Consider the following 20,332-nt stretch of genomic DNA (forward strand, 5'->3'; position numbering starts at 1 on the left):
CCATGACACCGTTGGCCACTGGCGGCAGGTCGACTCGCCCTTCAACGGGCAGACGGTGTGGAAGGTGGCCGTCGACCCACAGGATGCGCAGCGTATTTTCGTCGGCACCGGTGCGCCGTCGCGTGCCGTGCTGTGGCGCACCCTTGACGGTGGCCAGACCTGGGACCGCGCACCCGTGGATATCCCGGAGTTCTGCGAGGGTGTCAGTCGGCCCCGTTTGCTGGCCTTCGCCTATGACCCGACAGACCGCAACCAGCTATGGTTCGGCCTGGAAGAGGGCGGGTTGTTTCACTCGCGTGATGGCGGTGATACCTGGACGCGTGTCGATGATCGGCTGCTATGGGACTACAACTCGGATGTTCACAACATTCTGGTGCTGCCTAACCATGGCAACAAAGTCATCGTGGTGGTGTGCGTCAACGCTGTCTACCGCAGCCTTGATGAAGGCCTGACCTGGACAGGCATCGTGGCTCGCGAAACCTTCGGCCTTTACTACGTGCGCGCCATGAATGCGCCGTTGGGCACGCAAAGCAGCCTGTACCTGAGCATTTCCGACGGCACCCCCGGCACCACCAGCAAGGTCCTGGTCTCCCACGACGCGGCGGTCAGTTGGGAAGTGCTGCCTCTTCCCCAGCAGCCCAATTCCTGCGTCTGGGCCATCGGCATCAACCCGGCTGACCCTCGGCAAGTCCTCGCCGGTACCAAGTACGGCCACTTGTTCACGTCCGAGAATGGCGGCGAGGGTTGGCAGAAACAGTGGCGTGAGTTCAGTGAAATCGCTGATGTGCTTTGGACGCCCGCTGTGGCGCAGATCAAGGCCGGACACCAGTCCATCGTCAAAAAGAACTGAGGTATCGCGCGATGAAAGTCGAAGTCGTTCGTACTCACTTATCGCTATGGGTGAGTGATCCTGATGTGTCGGCACGTTGGTACGCCGACATCCTGGGCATGCATGAAAGTGCCCGGGGCGATAGCTGGGTCATGATGGCGTTTGGTAGCAAACACCATGACATCGCGTTGATCCGTGCAGCGCCCGGCGCCCATCAAGGGGGCTTGGGGTTACAGCACTACGGATTGGAAATCGCCGGTGATTTCACCACCCTGCGCCAGCTCTACGGCATGTTGCTCAGCAAGGGGGTCGAGGTGGTGAAGATCACTGATCACGAAATCGGCAACGGTGTTTACTTCAACGACCCCGATGGCAATCGCATGGAATTCTTCCTCGAGACCGAGCACGACGACGCGCGGGGCAAGGCCCGCTTCAAGGCGGCCGGCGCGCCGAGCCGGAATTTTGATCTCGACCCACTTTAAGAAGAGAAAATCTGATGAAAGCGCAAAACTTTGCCAGTTACCACATCCGCAAATGGTACAGCTTCACCGAAGAAACGTTGGCCAACGAAAGCGGACAACTGGCTGACGGTGAGCCGCTGTTCAAGTACGCCGTCGCTGCAGTGATTCACAACCCGTACGCCGGCCGTTACAGCGAGAGCCTGGCCGAGCTGGTGGAACCGTCGCCGCTGCTGGGTGAAGAGTTCGGTCGACGCATTCAAGAACTGGCCGGTGAGCGCAAGATTGTCAGTTATGGCAAAGCTTGCCTGGTGGGTAGCCAAGGCGAATACGAGCATGGCAATGCGTTTCTCACCAACCCCGCAGCCGATCCGATCCGGGTTGCTTTAGGCGGGGGAAAATCCTGGGTGCCGTCCACGGGCAAACGCGGTGGTCCGGGCGCCACGATCGATGTGCCACTGGCGCACAAAGATGCGCTCTACGTGCGTTCGCACTACGACAGCATCTCCCTGTCCTTTGGTGATGGTCCGTCGCCCGATGAAGTCGTGATCATCTGGGCATTCGCCACTCGTGGCCGATTGCATGCGCGTCTTGGCGGTTTGCAAGCCAAGGACATCAAGGGTAACGACGGCCTGGTTTAAGACCCGGTCAACTGCGGGGGAGTATGCCGATGACTGCACAAAGCTGTTACTTCACCACTGGTTCTTCATTGCGCCTGCATTATCTGCGTTGGGGAAGCGAGCAAGGTATACCGGTGCTGCTCTTGCACGGACTTCGGGCTTACGCTCAAACCTGGGAGTCATTGGTCGAGGCGTTGGGCGATGGTTACTGCTGCTACGCGCTGGATCAGCGTGGCCGGGGCTTGAGTGACTGGGCACCGAGCACCAGCTATCGAACCGAGTCTTATGTCAGCGATCTCGAGGATCTGGTGGCACATCTGGGCTTGCAGCGCTTTGTGTTGGTTGGGCACTCCCTTGGCGGCACCAATGCCCTGGAATATGCGCGGTTGAATCCTGGACGACTGCAGGCATTGATCATCGAGGACATCGGTCCTGGATCGTCGATCAGTGGCGATGGCGCTGCGCGTATTCGTCGCGAGATGAGTCAGACCCCACTGCTGTTTCCAGACTGGGAAAGCGCCCGCAGCTTCTGGCGACAATCGCGCCCCGGGTTGTCGGAGCAGGGCCTGGCCTCACGGCTGGCTCACTCCATGAAAGAAACGGACAACGGCATCGTTTGGCGCCACGATCAGCAGGGCATTGCCCAGGCCCGTCTGAGCATAACGCCTACGGATTTGTGGCCAGCGGTGCGAGCTCTGGATTGCCCGACGCTGTTTATTCGTGGGGCTCGCTCAGACTTTCTTCCTGCGGCGACGCTTGCGGCGATCAAGTCCGCCAACCCCTTGGCGCAGACTGCGCAGATCGCTGACGCCAGCCACTACGTTCATGATGATCAGGGCGAAATGTTCAACCGTGTCGTGTTGCACTACCTCCAGGGGCTGCCTACACAACAACTACAAAAAATCGGTGAATGACGATGAAGCAGGAGAGAACCCAGGTTGTTATCGTGGGCGGTGGCCCCAACGGGATTACGGCGGCTCATTACATGGGCTTGTATGGTGTCGACTGCGTCGTATTGGAACTCTCCGACGGCATCCTGCCTTATCCTCGAGCGGTAGGCATGGATGATGAAGCGCTGCGTGTACTGCAGGGCATTGGCGTCGCAGAACTCGCGGCGCGCGACATGATTTGCGATGTGCCGTTGCGTTACTACAATGCTCGCGGTGTTTGCTTTGCCGAGGTCAAGCCAAGCACCGCCCATTACGGCTGGCCGATGCGCAACATTTTCATGCAGCAGATGCTTGAAGGCACTTTGCGTGAGGCGCTGGGAAAATACCCGGGAGTGGAACTGCGCCAGGGGCATGAGATGCTCGACCTGGTGCAGGACGACCAGGGCGTGACCTTGCAGGTTCGGGACGCCTCGGGTGAACAATACCAGTTGCACGCCCAGTATGTGATCGGCGCCGATGGTGGACGCTCAAGCGTGCGTAAGAAGCTCGGTATCGAGTTGTTGGGCATGACCCACCCACGCAAATGGGTGGTGGTGGACACTCGCAACGACCAGCTTGATGCGCCTTACACCGCATTGCATGCCGACCCGCAACGTCCCTTCGTTTGTATCTACTTGCCATACCGGCAACGTCGATGGGAGTTCATGCTGCTGGAGGGCGAGGATGAGACGCAGATGTGCGAAGAGGCGACTATCCGGACACTGATTCGTGGGCATATCGGCGACGCGGAAGAACAGTTGGATATCGTCCGCATCCGGGCCTATACGCACAACTCTCGGGTCGCCGCTCGATTTGTCGAAGGGCGCGTTGCCTTGGTGGGGGATGCCGCACACATTTCGCCGCCATGGGCCGGGCAGGGGCTCAACTCAGGCTTGCGCGATGTCGCCAACGTGGTCTGGAAACTGGCCGCCATCATCCAGGGACGGGCCAACGCCTCCATTCTTTCCAGCTACGATCTGGAACGTCGTGGTCATGCCACGGACCTGATCGGCCTGGCCGATAACATGGGAGCGGTGTTAGGGCTGACCAATCCGCTGATGGCGGGGGTCCGTGATTGGTTGTTTCAGGCCGTCAACACGGTGGATAACCTGCGCTCACACCTGCTGGAGTTCAAGTTCAAACCCAAAGCGACCATCACCAAAGGGTTGGTTTATCACGAGCGAGCAGAGTTGCTCGAAGGTGATCTGGTCGGCCAATTATTCGTGCAACCCTATGTAGAAGATGCACTGGGACGCAAGCGACGACTGGATGAAGTACTCGGCGACTCTTACGCGGTGCTCGGTTATCGGGTCAATCCGAGAGAGCACCTCAGCGAAGCGTCGGCAGCCTACTGGGCGCGCTGGAACACGCAGTTCATTCAGGTCAATCGCTCACGCAGCGGCGAACGTAATCAACCGCTCACCAGTGTGGGAGCCATCAGTGTGGAGGATGTTGATAATCGTCTGGGTGATTGGTTCTCCACGGTACGAGACTGCATTGTCGTCGTGCGCCCTGACCGTTTTGTCGCGGCCATCACTACGCCTGAACGGCTGGATAGCGTGCTCGTCAAACTCGCCAGGCAGTTGTCATGAGCCAGAATAAAATTTTGATCACGCGGCTGCGCAATGCGACCCGGTCGGCTGTCGCCTTGCCGCCAATGGGTCATGAAGCACTCGACGTACTCGACGGTTATTTTCTTCAGTGCCTGGCACTGCAGCAGCGCTTGATCTCAGGAGAGAAGTTGACCGGGTGGAAGGTTGCATTTTCCGGCGCAGCTGCCCAGAAGCGCTTTGGTCTTAACGAACCGGTGTTTGGTGCATTGACCGATGTCATGCGTGTCGAGGCGCAAGGCTCCGTTGATCTGGCGCTATTGATTCAACCGAAACTGGAAGTTGAACTGGCTTTTGTCGTGGGCCATTCACTGACTCCAGGGGACTACAGCGATGATGAGATCCTGGCCGCCATCGCCGAAGTCGCGCCGGCATTTGAGATTGCCGACTGTCGCTGGGAGGGCTGGAGTTTTGGTGCCGGGGCTTTTCTTGCCGACAACGCAGCGGCGGGATTCTACTGCATGGGTCAAATCCAGAAATTTGATCCGGTTCAACACGCCAGTGTGACCTATAGCCTGGAAAGCGAAGGAATGATGCACGGGGGCGGTGATACTGAAGAGCGAGAGGATACGCCGTTGGTAAACCTGTGTTGGCTGATTCGGCGATTGCTGGCAGACGGTCATCCGCTTGAAGCCGGACAGGTGATCTTGTCCGGCGCTCTATTGCCACCGATGAATATCCAGCCTACCCGGTATCGGCTACACATGCTTGGCACGGAATTGGCTTTAAGCTTCAAGGCGCCTTCCGGCGCAACCTGACTGACTCTACTGTCATGGATGATCGAGCACTCGAGTATTTGCCGATAAAAAATCACGGCATCTGAGGAAAGATGATCATGTTCACCGAAGTTCGTACGTTCAACGATCCTCAAAAACATGCTGGTTCCATCCTCGGCTGGCAACAGATTTACGACCAGTTGGGGCGTGGCTGTCTTTCCAGCGAGCTGAAGCAGGTTTCGGCGGACCGCTTCCAGATTTTTCAGGAGGTTTTGGACAAGCGTATTGTCCAGCACGGCTGTGCTCCGAAAGGACGCTTTTGCATCGCCATGTCGCTAGGTTCCGGCAATGCTCCGGTCGTACAAGGGCACCAAGTAGGGGCACATAGCGTGGTGCTGCTGCGTGATGGCGAGGAGTTTGTCTTGCACGCGCCAGAGGGTACTCATTTTTTTGCGGTTAACGTCGACACTGTCAGGTTTGCAAAACTGGCCGCGCTCGAACTCTCGAACGATCAGCTCATACGCTTGAAGAGGGTGCCGCAGATCAACGTCGATGACGCCGTTTTACTACGCGTGCAGCAACGGATACATCCGCTGTTTCGCCACCTGCTGGAACAGAAGGGCGCAATCAGTGCCGCTTCGGAAAAAATGCTTGAAGACACGCTGCACAACGCCCTCCTTGATCTTTTCAGCAACGCCTCGGATGAAGTGCGCTGTCGTCGGAGCAACTTTGCCGTCAGCGCCTACCTGGTCAAAAGATGCCAAGAGTTGGCTGATGCCAGCGGTGACACGCCGTTGAGTATCCTTGATCTGTGTGAACAATTGCGTGTCAGCCGCAGAACGTTGCAGAACAGTTTTCAGGCGGTCACCGGCACGCGTCCGGTCGAGTATCTGAGGAACCTGCGACTCAATGCCGTTCGCCGTCGTTTGATCACCACACACGCTGCAGAGATCAATGTCGGAGAGATTGCCGTCGAGATGGGTTTTTTTCACCTGAGCCACTTCGCCGCTCATTACCGGGCATTGTTCGGGGAGTCGCCTTCGGACACGCTCAGGGCGACGTGAAACCCTGCGTGATAGCGCTTCCAGACACGTACACGATCAAGGCTTTCCAAGCCATCTGGCACCATTGCCCGATTGCTTAAGTGAGCTACTTGGTCCTGCCGCGATTCTGTGGCGCTTTAATGTAGCGCTCAGTGATCTTGCCTATGCCGGCATGTTTTATCACCTGCTGCTCTCCGCTTTAGCACACCTGGGTGTTCGCAAGCCCAAAGGCTCTCTCCCGGCAGTTGTAGGATTCATCCTCCTGGTCGCCTCCTTCATGACACAAAACGCTGTTCGCGATCTTCCGTCGCCTTACGCACCGCCGACGGCGGTAATCCAGACGCCTCTTGAATAAAGGAGATCTATATGACTCGACTCAGTGGAAAAGTGGCCATTGTCACCGGTGCCGGCCGTGGCATCGGCCGAGCCATCGCCAAGCTTTTTGCGGTGCAAGGTGCGATGGTGGCGGTTGTTTCACGCACGGCTGAAAATGTCGATCAGGTGGTTGTCGATATCCAGGCCGCGGGCGGCATCGCTCTCGGAGTCGTCTGCGATATCGCTGATCCTGATCAAGACAGCGCACGCTGATTTTACCGAGCGGCTCCGGACGTTTGCGCCACCGAAACCACAAGAAACGCCTTGGCGCGTCTTGTGGTTTTTTCAAGCGATGTTCACCGATGCAACAGGCTCCCGCGAGGCTGCGCGTGCAGCCAGGAAGGCAAGCACAGCCGCCATGCCCAGCAATGCAGCGCTCAACTCGAAGGTCGCTCGATAACCGCTTGAATCAAAGACCAGCCCGCCAACGGTTGCCCCCGATGCAATGGCCAGTTGAATGATCGCCACCATTAAGCCGCCTCCCGCTTCAGCAGCCTCTGGCAATGTTCTGGCCAGCCATGTCCACCATCCCACCGGTGCAGCCGTTGCAACCAATCCCCAGAGGCCCAACAAGACAGTCGTGGTTGCGGCCGAACTGCCGAACGAAACCAGCGCCAGTGCCATCACCGCCATCAAGATCGGGATGACGATGAGGGTACGATGCAGGCCATTTTTCAAGAATGGTTCAATCAGGAAGGTTCCCGCGAAGCCCGCCAGACCCAAGACGAGCAACATCAGCGACAGTATGGAAACACTGACGTGCGTGACCGTTTCAAGGAAGGGGCGCAAATAGGTAAACAGCATGAACTGCCCCATGAAAAAAACACTGACTGCCCCCATGCCTGACGCAATCGGCAGGCTTTTCATCAACCTGAAGACATTTCCAGTGCCTGAACGGTTCTGCGACTTCATCGCTGGAAGGCTAAACAGAAGCCAGACAGAGGCGACTATCGCGACCGGGATGACGCACAGGAATGCGCCGCGCCAGCCGATCAAGGCGCCGAGAAAACTGCCCATGGGGGCTGCAATCACTGTCGCCAGAGCGTTGCCACCGTTGACGATTGCCATTGCGCGAGTGATCTGGTCATCAGGCACCAGGCGCATGGCGGTTGCCGCCGACAGTGACCAGAAGCCGCCTATCGCCACACCGATCAACGCGCGGCCGATCATGAACACCCAGTAGTTCGGCGCGAATGCAACCACTGTTCCGGAAAGGATCATCAACAGTGTCAGTGAAAGGAGCAGCGGTTTGCGCTCGACCCGCGCAGCCACCGAAGCAGTCAGGAGGCTGGCAAACAGCGCAACCAACCCAGAGACAGAAATGCCCTGGCCCGCTTGCCCCTCGGTGATATGCAAGTCGGCAGCAATCGGCGTCAGCAGGCTGACGGGCATGAATTCCGATGCCACCAGGACGAACGCAGCGAGCGACATGGCGAATACGGCGCCCCACGATTGTTCAGTGCTCCGGTGGGCTGGGAGGGAGTGACGGGTCATTGATTGAGTCCTGTATTGCGCGAAGCGTCTCGGCCCCGGGAACGAGGCCACGAGCCAACCGGTGCCCGACCGGGGCACCGGCAAGCTACTTCAGGTTGCTTTTGAAGAACGTGGTTAACTTGGCGAATGGAATGAGGTTGACCCGGTCGTAAAGATCCACATGCCCGGCATCTGGAATGATGAGCAGTTCTTTGGGCTCGGCAGCCCGTTTGTAGGCATCCTCACTGAACTCGCGTGAGTGTGCCTGGGCGCCAGCAATGAACAGCAGCGGGCGAGGGGAGATAGTCTCGATATCGTTGAACGGATAGAAGTTCATGAACTTCACGTTGCTGGTCTGCGTCGGCATGGTGGTTGTCTGCGCCGATGCGCCAGCCGGAGTGACTTCGCCCCGCGACGTGCGATAGAAGTCGTAGAACTCGTCGCCTACGGCGTTGCCGGTCAGTTTGAGCGGTGTGCCGCCGGTGTAGCGGATTTCACCGCCCTGGAATTCGGCATAGCGCTGCTCGCTCGCTTCGCGAATGATCTGCTGGCGCTGTTCTGCCGTTACACCGTGCTTGAGGCCATTACGATTGGCCGCGCCCATGTCGTACATGCTGACGGTGGCGATGGCCTTCAGTCGCGGATCAATCTTGGCCGCACTGATGGCGAAGCTGCCACTGCCACAGATGCCGATGACGCCGATTCGTTCACGGTCGACAATCGGTCGAGTGCCGAGAAAATCAACGGCGGCACTGAAGTCTTCTGCGTAGATATCCGGCGAGACAGCCTGGCGAGGCGTGCCCTCGCTCTCGCCCCAGAAGGACAAGTCCAGCGACAGCGTGACAAACCCTTGCTCGGCCATTTTGCTGGCGTACAGGTTCGCACTCTGTTCCTTCACCGCCCCCATGGGATGGCCCACGATGATGGCGGCGTTTTTCGTTTTCGGGTCGAGGCCTTTCAGGGTGAACAGGTTGCCCACCACCTTCATGCCGTATTGATTCCTGAAGGTGACCTTTTCTACTGTCACTTTTTCGCTTTTGTAGAAGTTGTCCGCGCCGTTCGACAGATCGGCTCCCATTGAAGAAAAAGAGGTAACAAGCAGCCCTAGGGCAAGCAAAATGCCTTTCACGGGATAGTCCTTTTGATGAGTGGTTATTCGCTGGCGCCTTTCGCTTGGCCAGTCAATGTGGCGATGAACATTCTCCGGCTCTGCCCAGACTTCCTGTAGTGCATTGCGCTGGATTACTTGCCTGATTCTATGAGTCTCTGTTTTTTTGCAGGACGGTCGCGAGCGGGCGAGTTAGAGTTCAGCGAAGAGGTGCAAGACGAACATGACGATCAAACACGGCACTGCTGCTCAACACCTATCGCCACAAGAAACGTTTGCGCGGATCATTGGTGAGCAGATCCCGAAACCAGGTGACTACGGAACGCCTATTACGGGCCTCGGCTTTTTCCGGCGCGAACATCCATCGCCGCCCGTCGTCTGCATGGTCGAGCCAAGCATCATCCTCGTCGCCCAAGGTGAGAAGCAGCTATGGGTTGGTGGCGAGGGCTACCCGTATGACACGTCGCGATTTCTGATCACTTCATTGGACTTGCCTGCCAATTCAGAGGTGCTGGCGGCAAGCCCGGAGCAGCCATGCCTGGGGCTGACTTTGAAGCTCGATCTGCGCATGCTGGCTGAGCTGATAGTGCAGGGTGACTTGCCGCCAACCCGTGATCGATCAGTGGTGAAAGGTGTAGGCATTGGTTCAGTAACGCCTGCCATGTTGGCGTCGTTCGAGCGCTTGCTGGCGCTACTCGATGAACCCGAAGCCATCCCTGTGCTTGCGCCCTTGATTCAGCGCGAAATTCACTATCGTCTCTTGAAGAGTGATCAGGCTGCCAGGCTGCGGCAGATTACCTCGGTCGACGGCCAGGGTTATCGCATCGCAAAAGCCATCGACTGGCTGAAGTTGAATTACGCCTCGGCGCTTCGCGTCGAGGAGCTTGCGGCGCGAGTGCAGATGAGCACACCCACTTTTCACCACCACTTTCGCCAGCTCACCGCGATGAGCCCGTTGCAGTACCAGAAATGGCTGCGATTGAACGAGGCGAGGCGATTGATGCTCAACGAGCATCAGGAAGTATCAAGCGCAGCCTACAAGGTCGGTTATGAAAGCCCGTCGCAGTTCAGCCGCGAATACAGCCGCCTGTTTGGAGTCGCGCCTAAACGTGATATCGCAGTGTTGCGAGGGGCAGGCTAGCGACATTCAAAAATGGCCGTTGGCGGCTCTTCAATGTGCTGCCATATCTAGATACTTTGGGGTTCCTTTCTCAAGCACCGTGCGGCCTGCATGATCAATCTGCCGGTGCGGATCTGGACTTGAAGACACCACTGAGGACAAAGGCATAACGTTCCGGGCGGATGTAGAAGGTCGTACGGTCGCAGCAGCGGCCGTCGGCAAACCAGGAAGTGCGCTCCATGACCAGCAGTGCCGCGCCACGTTTGATGTGCAAGGCACTGGCCAGGTTTTTATCGGCTTCTTGCGCGCGGATCGCCAGATCGGCGCGGGTGACCGCCATGCCGGTGATCGACTCGAGAATGGAGTAGATCGGTTGATGCTCGACTTCAGTCCAGACCACGCTGGCCAATTCGGCCGGTAAATGGCTGCGGCCCAGCGCGATGGGTTCGTCATCGACGAAATGCAGTCGTTCCAGAAGCAGGCAGTCGTCCGCTTCTTCAAACAAACCACGCAATGCCTCTGGAACCGGCTGCAGGGTATGGCTGATGACGCGCATGCTCGGTTCGAGCCCTTGCAGCAACAAGGCTTCATGAAAACTACGCAACGCGTCCAGGCCGTGCCGCACCTGTTTGGCCGCCACGAAGGTGCCTTTGCCTTGCTTGCGCTCCACCACGCCGTCATCGCTGAGTTTGCCCACCGCCAGGCGAACCGTGACGCGGCTCACTGCAAAGCGTTTGCCCAGCTCCGCTTCTGACGGCAGCTTGCCGCTGGGCTCAAAGTCGCCGCGTTGAATCTCTTCCAGCAATTGATGGGCTATCTGTTCGTAGAGCGAGGTGGTGCTGTCGCGAAGAATGGACGTAGACACTGTCGGTTTCCATGGCCTTGGAGGAGGGCGGTGCGCCTTCACTTCTAAGGTTATAAAAATAGGTTATTGGGACTACTTGTATTAATACGTATTATGTCAGGAGTTCCCATTGTAAACGACCTGACGACACTTGCCATGCTCAAAACTCTCCCTTACGCACAGCAGCAAGCCGACGCGCTGACGGTCGATGACATCAGCTTCAGCTACCCCAATGGCCATCGCGTGTTTTCCTCTTTCAGTCTGAACGCCAGGCCTGGTGAGTTCGTCGCGATCCTGGGGCCATCCGGCTGCGGGAAAACCACCTTGCTGAATTTGTTGTCAGGCTTTCAGCAACCTCAGAGCGGTCAGATCAGTATCAACCAGACGGCGGTGCGTCCAGAGCGTTCGGAGTTGGGTTATGTGTTTCAGGCGCCGCAGTTGTTTCCCTGGTTGAGCGCCTTGGAAAACGTCCGTTTCGGTCTGCGGATGGCGGCTCGGATCAACGAATCGCAGCAGCGTTCTCAAGCCTTGCAGTACCTGCGTCTGGTCGGTCTGGAGAATGCCGCGCATCGGTTGCCGCATCAGCTTTCTGGCGGCATGCAGCAGCGGGTTTCCCTGGCCAGGACTCTGGCATTGGAGCCCAGCGTGTTGCTGATGGATGAGCCGTTCGCCGCGCTGGATGCCATCAGCCGCAACAGCATGAACGAAGAGACCTTGCGCATCTGGGCCGAATTGGGCCAGACGGTGCTGTTCATTACCCACGATATCGACGAAGCGGTGTTTCTGGCGGATCGGGTCATCGTGCTCAACATTGCCCCCGGCGGTATCCACAGCGAGCTGAATATTCATCTGCCGCGCCCTCGCTCCAACCTGAAAACCCGCCGCCTGCCGGCCTTTCTCGATTACCGCAATGAGCTGATGGAGCGCATTTCCCAGGTCATGGAAGTGTCTGCGGCCTCCGCTTACCCAACCCGCCAACCTGAGTTAACAGCATGATCAAACATTCGCTGCTTGCCCTTTCCTTGTCTGTTGCCGCCCTGGCAAGCAGCGTATTCGCCGTGGCTGGTGAAGAGAAACCCTTGCGTGTGGGTTACGTATTCGCCATGGCCAACGCCCCGGCGTTGATCGCCGACAAACAGGGCTACTACCGCGAGGAAGGTCTGAATGTCGATCTCAAGGCCTTGGGCGATGGTCCGGTGATCCAGCAGGCGCTGGCCGCTGGCGAGCTGGATGTGGCCTATGTCGGTACGCCGCCGGTGTATCAATGGTTTTCCCGGGGGCTGCAAAGCCGGATTCTGGCCAAGGTTAATTACGGTCAGGCCGCAGTGATCGTCGACGCCAAGAGCCCGATTGCCACCCTGGATGAACTCAAGGGGAAAAAGCTGGCCGGGGTCAAGAAGGGCAGTGGCATGGATGTGCTGTTGCGCGGCTATGTGCTGAAAGAAAAGGCCGGGCTCAATCCTGACAAGGATCTGGACATCATCGACATGCCACCCGGCAATATGAACGCGTCGCTGGAGCGCGGCATCGTCGACGCGGCGTTTTCCTGGGAACCCTTTGTCAGCCAGTCGTTGCTGCGTGGGTCGAGCCGGATCTTGCTCGACGTCAATCAGGCGCTGCCGAATTACCCGTGGTACGTGGTGATCGCCTTACCGAAAACCTTGCAGGAACGACCGGACGATGTGGTGAAGCTGCTGCGTGCGCACCGCAAGGCCATCGCCTTCCTCAACGAGCATGCCGATGAGTCGAATCGAATCATCGCCGAGGCGTTCAAGCTTGAGCCGGTGCAAGGTGCTGACGGCAAGACCATCGCCCCGCAAACCATCGTCGCCCAGGCACGTACCCGGTTGGGTTGGTCAGCGGACTTGCAGCCTGCGGATATTCAATTCATCCAGCGCCTGATGAATTACTCCCACGACTTGGGCTTTATCGATACCACGCTCAAGACTGAACAGATCGTGGACACCTCCTACCTGCAAAAAGCCTCGCACTGAGTCCGTCATGTCCTTGCCAAAACCGAATTGGGGCTGGGCGTCGCTGCCATTCCTGCTGTTGATCTGGATGGCCCTGGCCAGCCGCTTTCCCACTTACATCCTGCCGCAACCATGGGATGTTGCTCGCGAGGCTGTGCGCTGGCTGGGCGACAGTTCGCTGTGGCAGCACCTGCGGGCCAGCGTCCTTGAAGAGGTTGGCGGCTTCTGCGCGGCAGTGGTCGTTGCGGTGCTGCTGGGTACTGCCGGTGGCTTGTCCTCGCGGTTCCGCGATTTCATCTCGCCGCTCAACAGCCTGTTCATGGCCATCCCGCCGATCGCCTGGGCGCCGCTGATCATGATCATTTTCGGCCTGGGTTATGTCTCCATCGTGCTGGTGATTTTCATTGCCGCGATGTTCCCCATGGCCGTGACCATTCAGGAGGGCGTGCAGAGCATCCGCGGCGGAGAAGTCCGCGCGGCACGCACCTTGGGCGCCAACCGCTGGCAACTGCTGGCCCACGTTTACCTGCCAGCCTCATTGCCCTTCGTGACAGCGGCCTTGCGCATCGGCTTCAGCCAGGGCTGGAGGGCATTGGTCGCGGCGGAAATGATCGGTGCGTCCCAGGGCATCGGCTGGATGGTGTCGACGGGTGGGCAGATCGGCAACAGCAGCCAGGTGTTGCTGGGCATTGTCGTGATCGGCCTGATTGCCTGGCTGATGGAGAGTTTTGTGTTCAGGCGTATCGAGCGTCATTACCAGAAATGGCGAGTGCAATAAGCATCGTCATTTGGTTTCAACCCCCTTCAAACCTTCAGTGGACCACTGCACGAGGTGTCATGTGAGTAACGTTTTCGATCCCCGCGAAGCCGGGTATTACATCGCCCCTCAAGGCCTCTATGAACGCAACAAAAAACGCCCGTTTCTGGGCAGCATCCACTGTGATCGTGACACGCTGATTGCCGGCCAATGGGATGAAATCACCCTGGTCTACGAGGTCGGCGGCAGCGGCCTGGCGGACGGCGCCTGGTTGAAGCTGGCCTTCAAGTTCTACTCTGACTGGGCCTTGTTCCAGACGTCGAATCCGACTGGCCCCAACTATGTCAGCGCCGAATATCAAACCGGCGAGCTGGTCCCCGGTCAGAGCCAGGCCTCTGTGCAGCATCTGAAAGTGCGCTTCGACCAGAAGGGGCATGAACGACCGTTTCAGAAAGCGATCATCATCGACATCATCGACGGTTACCTGAATCCGGGAGACAAAATCATCATTCGCCTGGGTGATCGTCGTCAGGGCGGCGCGGGTACGCGGGTGCAGAGTTTCGTCGAGAAAGACTTCCGTTTCCGTTTGTTCATCGACCCGTTGGGCAGTTCGAAATTTGCCGAGGTGCCGGGTGATCCGCTGCTGAACATCGTGCCGGGACCGGCGCAAAGCGTGCAGTTGATCGTGCCTCGTCTGGTCAGCGCGGGTGAGGCGTTCGACGTACTGCTCAGGGTTGATGATGCCTGGGGCAACACCTGCCGCAATTTGCCGCTCCAAGGTGTCCTGACGCTTGTTGATCCTGAAGGGGGCGAGCGCCAACAGCCGTTCACCTTGGCGGCTGAAGGCTGGGCGACTGCCCGGCTTGAGGGTTTTGATCTCGGTGCGGTGGGGGAGTGGCGTTTGTCGGCCAATGTGGAGGCGCCGTTTGTGCGCGGGGCTCAGGCGTTTGTCACGGTCGATCCGGTCGGCACCGGATTGCGTCCGCTGTACGCCGACCTGCATGTGCACTCCGATGACACCGTGGGCACCAACGACACCTTGTACAACCTCAGTTACGGTCGCGATGTCGCCGGGCTCGATGTACTCGGTTACACCGCCAATGATTTCAATATCACCGAGCAGCGCTGGGATCAGGCGGTCAAGCTGATTCACGAGCTCAATGAACCTGGACGATTTGTTTGCTATCCCGGCACCGAATGGTGCGGCAACTCCTGCGCGGGCGGCGACCGTAATGTGGTGTTCCTGCATGACCGCAAACCCGAGTTTCCCTTCGACAATCAAGGCCGATTGGTGCGTTCCTTCGAGTGGAACGAGTTCACCGCAGGGACCATCAAACCGGGTGCCTGGCCGGTGGATGAGTTGTATGCCGCCTATGCCAAGGACCCCGAAGGGCATTTGATGATGCCTCACGTCGGCGGGCGCCGTTGCAACCTCGACTGGCATCATCCTGAGCTGGAACGGTTGATCGAAGTCGGTTCGGCCTGGGGGCAATTCCATTGGGTCTACGCCGAAGCCCTGCAGCGTGGTTATCGGGTTGGCGCCGCAGCGAACAGCGATGAGCATCAGGGCCGTTGCGGCGGCGGTGTTCCGGCCACGGCGGTGTTCGGCTCTCGCGGTGGGCTGACCGGCGTGGTGGCTGAGGCCTTCGATCGAGCCAGTGTCGGCAAGGCACTTCGCGCCCGTCGCACTTTTGCCACCACCGGCGAACGTTCATTTGCGAGCCTGCGCCAGGGCCAGCATTTTATGGGTGAAGTTTTCACGGCCGATGCAAATGCCACGCTGGACTATCGACTGCTCGGAGAGGCGGGCTGGGAGCAGGTCGATCTGTTCGATGGCGACAAACTGATCTGGTCGCGCAACCTGCACCAGGAGCTGGGGTTTTCCGGCCAGCGCATTCGTCTACGCCTGGGCGGCGCACGGATCAAGGATCGCTATCGCGGTGCCTACTGGACCGGCGAGATTCGCGTGACGGGTGCGGTCATCAATGGCTTTCGCGCCTTGGGTCTCGACCACCCCGAGCAAACTGTATGGCGCAAGGATGCAACGGTTCTGGCTTTTCGCACCGACACCAATGGCGACACCGACAGCATCGAAATCGACCTGTCGCAATTGGCCGGCGCCACGCTGCAGGTTCATAGCCGCATCGATAACTACATCAAGGTCGGCGACCCGTCTGAGCCGCAACCTTATGTGCATGCGCCGACGGTGCTGATGGAGGTGTCCGGCGATGAGTTGCTGGCGCAATCACAAGTGATCGAAGAACTGCCGGGCGCGGAGTTGAAGGTGTCCCTCGAAAGGACAACCGCTGCACCGCTGCCTCGAGAACTGCAAGGGCAAATCGAGCTTGCCCGGTTGAATCTGCAACCGGGTCGTGAGCATCCATTGTTCATCTGCGCCCGTCAGCGCGATCAATCCCGAGTCTGGACCTCGGCGCTGTTTCTAACGTTATAAACGCTCATGCCCCGCGACGTTTTCCTCGAACGTTCGGCGACTGCTCAATAATGATTGAGCAGTCGCGTAATGTCGGCTTACTTCGATCCTGCACCGATCTGCCAGACGTAGGGCGGTTCGGTGCCGTTGATTTCCCAATCGCCGATGATGCGTTCCTTGTAGATCAGCGGGTTGTGTGAGGCCGCGGTGCGCGCGTTGCGCCAGTGCCGGTCGAGGGCCTTGCCGGTGCTGGTGGCCGAGGCGCTGAGGGCGTTGAACAGGTCACTGGTGGCGCGCAGCACCAGGTCGGCGATCACCACTTGGGCCTGGGCCGATTCCAGTTCGGCGGCGATGTTGGCCTCGCGTTCGGCGACTTCGTCGTGGGCGAAGCGGCTTTCGTACGCCACCTGCAAGGCGGCCGCCGCGCGCAGGGTGGTGGCGTGTGCGGCGTAAACCTGCGCCGACGCCTTGCCCACCACTTGCTGCACCTGAACGTCCTGGCTGACGTGGCTGGCATTGCCGGTGCTGAAGATGCGCGTGCGCTTGCGCACTTCTTCCGTGATGTCGTGCACCGCGGCACGGCCGGCACCGGTCTGAACCGCCAACAGTACCAGTTGGTAGAAGGCCGTCTGGTACTTGAAGCGGGTGGCGAAGTCCAGCAGGTTCTCGGGCTCCACCACCGCGTCTTCGAACACCGAGGTACCGCTGCCGGTGGTGCGCTGGCCAAAACCATCCCAATCGTCGCTCTGGGTGATGCCCGGTTGCTGCACACGAACGGCGGCGATCACGTCGGCGCCGGTGTCATCGCGCTGGGCATAGAGGTCGATCCAGTCGGCGAAGATGCTGCCGGTGCTGTAGTACTTGGTGCCGTTGACCACCCAGTGTTCACCCAGGCGCGAGACACGGGTGCCGACCTGGCCGATCTTCACGCTGCCGACTTCGGTCCAGGCGTTGCCCACCAGGTCACCCTCGACAAAGCGCTTGAACCAGGTGTCCTGCGGCGCGTCGGCCTGCGCATTGAGGCGGTCTTCGACAAAGGCAAAGTGACCGCGCAACGCCTGCGGCAGGTTGGAATCGGCTGCGGCCAGTTCGATCAGCAACTCAAACAACTGGGGCAGGGAAGCGCCGGCGCCACCGTACTGCACTGGCACGCGCACGGCGCCAAAGCCAGCTTCCTTCAGCCACTTCACTGGTTCAAAGGGCAGGCTACGGCTTTGCTCGCGCTCCAGTGCGCCGGCGGCGATGCGTGCAAAGATCGGCCGGAAGCGCTCGGCCAGGGCCTGGTATTCGGTATCGCTGGAGAGGGGGCGTGGCAGGTGCTGTTGCTGGACAGTCATGGTGCTGCTCCTTATGGAAGGCAAGAGAAGCAACAGAGCAGTCGATCTGTTGCGTACTGCTGTCAGTGCACAGGTCGTGCCTGGCGCTGCAAAGGCCGTTTTACCGGGTGCGCGGGGGTGTTGACGAAGCTCGCGGCTGTCGCCTGCCGGGTAACTTGCTGAAGCACTGACCGCCCGGCAACAGTAGCCGAGACGCGCTGTGTTGCGCGGACCCGGAGGCAACTGTTGGGCGCGCAACAGTTGAACATCAGCCTGTCCGCCAGGCGACACCGCACAAGTCTGCAAGAACTAAATAACCATTTGATTAATAAAGGTTTATTGAAGTGGCATGGTTGCTGCCTTAGTCCTTGTGCAGGTGCCGTGATGGCCTCTGCCATCACGAGGACGGGCAATGAGCAACACACTGAAAATGGTCGCAATGGAGTACATGCAATGAGCCAGGACAACATCAAGTTTGCCTACTGGGTTCCCAACGTCAGCGGTGGCCTTGTGGTCAGCAAGATCGAACAGCGCACCAGCTGGGACATCGATTACAACCGCAAGCTGGCGCAAATCGCCGAAAAGGCCGGCTTCGAATACGCCTTGTCACAGATCCGCTTTACCGCCGGTTATGGCGCCGAAAACCAACACGAGTCGGTGACCATCAGCCACGCGCTGTTGGCCGCCACCGAGAAGCTCAAGGTGATCGCGGCCATCCTGCCTGGCCCTTGGAATCCGGCGCTGGCGGCCAAGCAGCTGGCCACGATCGACCAGTTCACCAACGGTCGGGTGGCGGTGAATATCGTGTCGGGCTGGTTCAAGGGCGAATTCCGGGCCATTGGCGAGCCGTGGCTGGATCACGATGAGCGCTATCGTCGCTCGGAAGAGTTCATCCAGGCGCTGAAGGGCATCTGGACCCAGGACAACTTCAGTTTTCACGGCGACTTCTACCGTTTCCATGACTACACCCTCAAACCCAAGCCACTGCAGCAACCGCACCCGGAAATCTTCCAGGGTGGCAGCTCGCGCGCGGCGCGGGACATGGCTTCGCGGGTTTCCGATTGGTACTTCACCAACGGCAACAGCGTCGAAGGCATCAAGGCCCAGGTCGACGACATTCGGGCCAAGGCCGCGATCAATGGCCACTCGGTGAAAATCGGGGTGAACGCCTTTGTCATTGCCCGCGAAACCGAGGCTGAAGCCCGCGCGGTCTTGCAGGAGATTATCGCCAAGGCCGATCCGGAGGCCGTCAATGGTTTTGGCAGCGAGGCGAAGAACGCCGGCGCCTCCAGCCCTGAAGGCGAAGGCAACTGGGCCAAGTCCACCTTCGAAGACCTGGTGCAGTACAACGATGGCTTCAAGACCAACCTGATCGGTACGCCGCTGCAGATTGCCGAACGCATCGTCGCACTCAAGGCGGTGGGGGTGGACCTGGTGCTCAGTGGCTTCCTGCACTTTCAGGAGGAAGTGGAGTACTTCGGCCGCAAGGTGTTGCCGCTGGTGCGTGAGCTGGAGCGCGAGGCGGTGGCGACCAAGGCTGCGGCACTGGCGTAAGGGACGGGAAAGGTCATGCCTACATTCACCGATAACCCGCAACCTGCCGCGAGCACCTTGCCGCAGTGGCTGCAACAGCAGGCACGTCAGCAAGGGACGAGCATTGCCCTGCGCCATAAGCGCCTGGGGGTGTGGCAGGTGCGAACCTGGCGCCAACTGGCCGCTGAGGTTGAACACCTGGCAACGGCCTTGCAGGTGCGTGGTTTTGTGCCTGGCGCGAACTTGGTGATTGTCAGCCGCCCGCGGCCGGAGGCGTTGATTGCTGCCCTGGCGGCACAGTGGTTGGGCGGCGTGGCCGCACTGTTGGATCCGCTGGAGGCTATGGACGCGCAGGTGCCGCTGTTACATGAGTTGCGCAGTGAATGGGTGTTCGCCGAAGGCCATGAGGAGATTCAGCGCCTGCGCGCCGCCGGACTGGCGCCAAGGCTGCTGATTTACGCCGACGGCCGTGGCCTGGCTGAGGTGAGTCAGGTCGGTGACACCCTGGCGTTCGCACAACTGCTGCAGGGCAGCGATCAGCGGCTGCAACCCCAGGCCCGAGCCGAGCGCACAGCTTTTGCCTTCTACCGTTTGGGCGCGGGGCAGCGCATCGAGCAGCAGCGCATCAGTCACGCCGAGTTGCTACAGGAAGGCCGGCGCCTGGTGCACAGCGAGCAATTGGGGCGGCAGGAAGAAGCCCTGGCGGCGCGAGCGTTTGCCGCGAGCGGTCAAGCGCGCTATTTGCTGGCGCCTTGGTTGATTGCCGGCTTTCGCCTGAATTTTCCGGAGAACCTGGCGACTCGCGACCAGGACCGTCGTGAGCTGGGCCCGACGCTGGTGGCGGGCACCCGGGAAACCTACGAGCGCCTGCATGCTCAGGTCCTGGCCCGCTTGCCGGAGCCAGGCAGCTGGCGCCGGCGGCTGGTGGATTGGGCGCTGGTGGCGCACCCCGGTGCGCTGCAACGGCACCTGGGGTACTGGCTGATCCGCCGGCCGCTGCGCGACGTCCTCGGCTTTTCCCGCACCCGCGCGCCGTTGTTGGTGGGCGAGGCGCTGGCGCCACACACCCTGGCGTTTTTCCAGGCCTTGGCGATTGAGGTCCGCACTTGGCCGGACCCGGCGCAGTGGCACCGCCCCACGACGTGGCCAGCCCCGCTGGTCAACGGCTGGATCGAAGACAGCACGCAACCGGCCTGA

Annotated in this window: 19 protein-coding genes; 15 read left to right on the plus strand and 4 right to left on the minus strand. The window is 59.5% G+C overall.

Going from position 1 to position 20,332, the window contains the following annotated elements; translation table 11 throughout:
- From PMI21_RS03430 to PMI21_RS03395, 8 genes are all read left to right on the plus strand, one after another.
- A partial coding sequence (locus PMI21_RS03430) for a WD40/YVTN/BNR-like repeat-containing protein (RefSeq protein ID WP_007941328.1) occupies positions 1-850 on the plus strand: 850 nt, incomplete at its 5' end.
- A gap of 11 nt (positions 851-861) precedes the next feature.
- Complete coding sequence (locus PMI21_RS03425) at positions 862-1,311, plus strand: VOC family protein (protein WP_007941329.1); 450 nt, start codon at positions 862-864, stop codon at positions 1,309-1,311.
- 14 nt (positions 1,312-1,325) lie between these two features.
- Positions 1,326-1,928, plus strand: coding sequence for an amino acid synthesis family protein (locus PMI21_RS03420; RefSeq protein WP_007941330.1), 603 nt, complete (start codon positions 1,326-1,328; stop codon positions 1,926-1,928).
- Positions 1,929-1,957: 29 nt separating this feature from the next.
- Positions 1,958-2,821, plus strand: coding sequence for an alpha/beta fold hydrolase (locus tag PMI21_RS03415; RefSeq protein WP_007941331.1), 864 nt, complete (start codon positions 1,958-1,960; stop codon positions 2,819-2,821).
- 2 nt (positions 2,822-2,823) lie between these two features.
- A complete protein-coding gene (locus PMI21_RS03410) occupies positions 2,824-4,428 on the plus strand; it encodes a bifunctional 3-(3-hydroxy-phenyl)propionate/3-hydroxycinnamic acid hydroxylase (protein ID WP_033064217.1) in 1,605 nt (534 codons plus the stop codon).
- A complete protein-coding gene (locus PMI21_RS03405) occupies positions 4,425-5,204 on the plus strand; it encodes a 2-keto-4-pentenoate hydratase (RefSeq protein ID WP_007941333.1) in 780 nt (259 codons plus the stop codon). Before PMI21_RS03410 ends, PMI21_RS03405 begins: the two co-directional genes overlap by 4 nt.
- 77 nt (positions 5,205-5,281) lie before the next feature.
- Complete coding sequence (locus PMI21_RS03400; protein WP_007941334.1) at positions 5,282-6,226, plus strand: helix-turn-helix domain-containing protein; 945 nt, start codon at positions 5,282-5,284, stop codon at positions 6,224-6,226.
- A gap of 345 nt (positions 6,227-6,571) precedes the next feature.
- Positions 6,572-6,793: an SDR family NAD(P)-dependent oxidoreductase gene (locus PMI21_RS03395; RefSeq protein ID WP_007941335.1), complete on the plus strand. Its 222-nt coding sequence runs from the start codon at positions 6,572-6,574 to the stop codon at positions 6,791-6,793.
- A 72-nt stretch (positions 6,794-6,865) separates the two neighbouring features.
- On the opposite strand, the gene PMI21_RS03390 is transcribed toward PMI21_RS03395, so the two are convergent.
- Positions 6,866-8,074 carry an MFS transporter gene (locus PMI21_RS03390; protein WP_007941336.1) on the minus strand — a complete coding sequence of 403 codons (1,209 nt, stop codon included), beginning with the start codon at positions 8,072-8,074 and terminating at the stop codon, positions 6,866-6,868.
- 85 nt (positions 8,075-8,159) lie between these two features.
- Positions 8,160-9,182: an alpha/beta hydrolase gene (locus tag PMI21_RS03385; RefSeq protein ID WP_007941339.1), complete on the minus strand. Its 1,023-nt coding sequence runs from the start codon at positions 9,180-9,182 to the stop codon at positions 8,160-8,162.
- Positions 9,183-9,384: 202 nt separating this feature from the next.
- Between PMI21_RS03385 and PMI21_RS03380 the strand changes: the two genes are divergently transcribed.
- Positions 9,385-10,302 (plus strand): AraC family transcriptional regulator, encoded by a 918-nt coding sequence (locus tag PMI21_RS03380; RefSeq protein WP_007941340.1) that lies wholly within the window; start codon positions 9,385-9,387, stop codon positions 10,300-10,302.
- A 94-nt stretch (positions 10,303-10,396) separates the two neighbouring features.
- Here PMI21_RS03380 and PMI21_RS03375 read toward each other — a convergent pair whose 3' ends face one another.
- Positions 10,397-11,146, minus strand: coding sequence for a GntR family transcriptional regulator (locus PMI21_RS03375; protein ID WP_007941343.1), 750 nt, complete (start codon positions 11,144-11,146; stop codon positions 10,397-10,399).
- Between the two features lie 135 nt (positions 11,147-11,281).
- Between PMI21_RS03375 and PMI21_RS03370 the strand changes: the two genes are divergently transcribed.
- The 4 genes from PMI21_RS03370 to PMI21_RS03355 all read left to right on the plus strand — a co-directional run bounded on the left by PMI21_RS03370 (position 11,282) and on the right by PMI21_RS03355 (position 16,307).
- A complete protein-coding gene (locus tag PMI21_RS03370; protein ID WP_007941344.1) occupies positions 11,282-12,121 on the plus strand; it encodes an ABC transporter ATP-binding protein in 840 nt (279 codons plus the stop codon).
- Positions 12,118-13,119, plus strand: coding sequence for an ABC transporter substrate-binding protein (locus PMI21_RS03365; protein WP_007941345.1), 1,002 nt, complete (start codon positions 12,118-12,120; stop codon positions 13,117-13,119). Before PMI21_RS03370 ends, PMI21_RS03365 begins: the two co-directional genes overlap by 4 nt.
- Positions 13,120-13,126: 7 nt before the next feature.
- Positions 13,127-13,876 (plus strand): ABC transporter permease, encoded by a 750-nt coding sequence (locus PMI21_RS03360; protein ID WP_007941346.1) that lies wholly within the window; start codon positions 13,127-13,129, stop codon positions 13,874-13,876.
- A 61-nt stretch (positions 13,877-13,937) separates the two neighbouring features.
- Positions 13,938-16,307, plus strand: a complete 2,370-nt coding sequence (locus tag PMI21_RS03355) for a hypothetical protein (protein ID WP_007941347.1) — start codon at positions 13,938-13,940, stop codon at positions 16,305-16,307.
- Between the two features lie 77 nt (positions 16,308-16,384).
- Here PMI21_RS03355 and PMI21_RS03350 read toward each other — a convergent pair whose 3' ends face one another.
- Positions 16,385-17,623: an acyl-CoA dehydrogenase family protein gene (locus PMI21_RS03350; protein WP_007941348.1), complete on the minus strand. Its 1,239-nt coding sequence runs from the start codon at positions 17,621-17,623 to the stop codon at positions 16,385-16,387.
- A 432-nt stretch (positions 17,624-18,055) separates the two neighbouring features.
- Between PMI21_RS03350 and sfnG the strand changes: the two genes are divergently transcribed.
- Positions 18,056-19,156, plus strand: a complete 1,101-nt coding sequence (sfnG, locus tag PMI21_RS03345; RefSeq protein ID WP_007941351.1) for a dimethylsulfone monooxygenase SfnG — start codon at positions 18,056-18,058, stop codon at positions 19,154-19,156.
- 15 nt (positions 19,157-19,171) lie between these two features.
- Positions 19,172-20,332: an AMP-binding protein gene (locus PMI21_RS03340; protein ID WP_007941352.1), complete on the plus strand. Its 1,161-nt coding sequence runs from the start codon at positions 19,172-19,174 to the stop codon at positions 20,330-20,332.

It is taken from the genome of Pseudomonas sp. GM18, from assembly GCF_000282195.1.
Classification (GTDB): domain Bacteria; phylum Pseudomonadota; class Gammaproteobacteria; order Pseudomonadales; family Pseudomonadaceae; genus Aquipseudomonas.

Excerpts from the sequence above, each read along its gene's own strand:
- PMI21_RS03425 (WP_007941329.1), top strand. The coding sequence starts at position 862 with ATGAAAGTCGAAGTCGTTCGTACTCACTTATCGCTATGGGTGAGTGAT.
- PMI21_RS03420 (WP_007941330.1), top strand. The coding sequence starts at position 1,326 with ATGAAAGCGCAAAACTTTGCCAGTTACCACATCCGCAAATGGTACAGC.
- PMI21_RS03415 (WP_007941331.1), top strand. The coding sequence starts at position 1,958 with ATGACTGCACAAAGCTGTTACTTCACCACTGGTTCTTCATTGCGCCTG.
- PMI21_RS03410 (WP_033064217.1), top strand. The coding sequence starts at position 2,824 with ATGAAGCAGGAGAGAACCCAGGTTGTTATCGTGGGCGGTGGCCCCAAC.
- PMI21_RS03405 (WP_007941333.1), top strand. The coding sequence starts at position 4,425 with ATGAGCCAGAATAAAATTTTGATCACGCGGCTGCGCAATGCGACCCGG.
- PMI21_RS03400 (WP_007941334.1), top strand. The coding sequence starts at position 5,282 with ATGTTCACCGAAGTTCGTACGTTCAACGATCCTCAAAAACATGCTGGT.
- PMI21_RS03395 (WP_007941335.1), top strand. The coding sequence starts at position 6,572 with ATGACTCGACTCAGTGGAAAAGTGGCCATTGTCACCGGTGCCGGCCGT.
- PMI21_RS03390 (WP_007941336.1), bottom strand. The coding sequence starts at position 8,074 with ATGACCCGTCACTCCCTCCCAGCCCACCGGAGCACTGAACAATCGTGG.
- PMI21_RS03380 (WP_007941340.1), top strand. The coding sequence starts at position 9,385 with ATGACGATCAAACACGGCACTGCTGCTCAACACCTATCGCCACAAGAA.
- PMI21_RS03370 (WP_007941344.1), top strand. The coding sequence starts at position 11,282 with ATGCTCAAAACTCTCCCTTACGCACAGCAGCAAGCCGACGCGCTGACG.
- PMI21_RS03365 (WP_007941345.1), top strand. The coding sequence starts at position 12,118 with ATGATCAAACATTCGCTGCTTGCCCTTTCCTTGTCTGTTGCCGCCCTG.
- PMI21_RS03360 (WP_007941346.1), top strand. The coding sequence starts at position 13,127 with ATGTCCTTGCCAAAACCGAATTGGGGCTGGGCGTCGCTGCCATTCCTG.
- PMI21_RS03350 (WP_007941348.1), bottom strand. The coding sequence starts at position 17,623 with ATGACTGTCCAGCAACAGCACCTGCCACGCCCCCTCTCCAGCGATACC.
- sfnG (WP_007941351.1), top strand. The coding sequence starts at position 18,056 with ATGAGCCAGGACAACATCAAGTTTGCCTACTGGGTTCCCAACGTCAGC.
- PMI21_RS03340 (WP_007941352.1), top strand. The coding sequence starts at position 19,172 with ATGCCTACATTCACCGATAACCCGCAACCTGCCGCGAGCACCTTGCCG.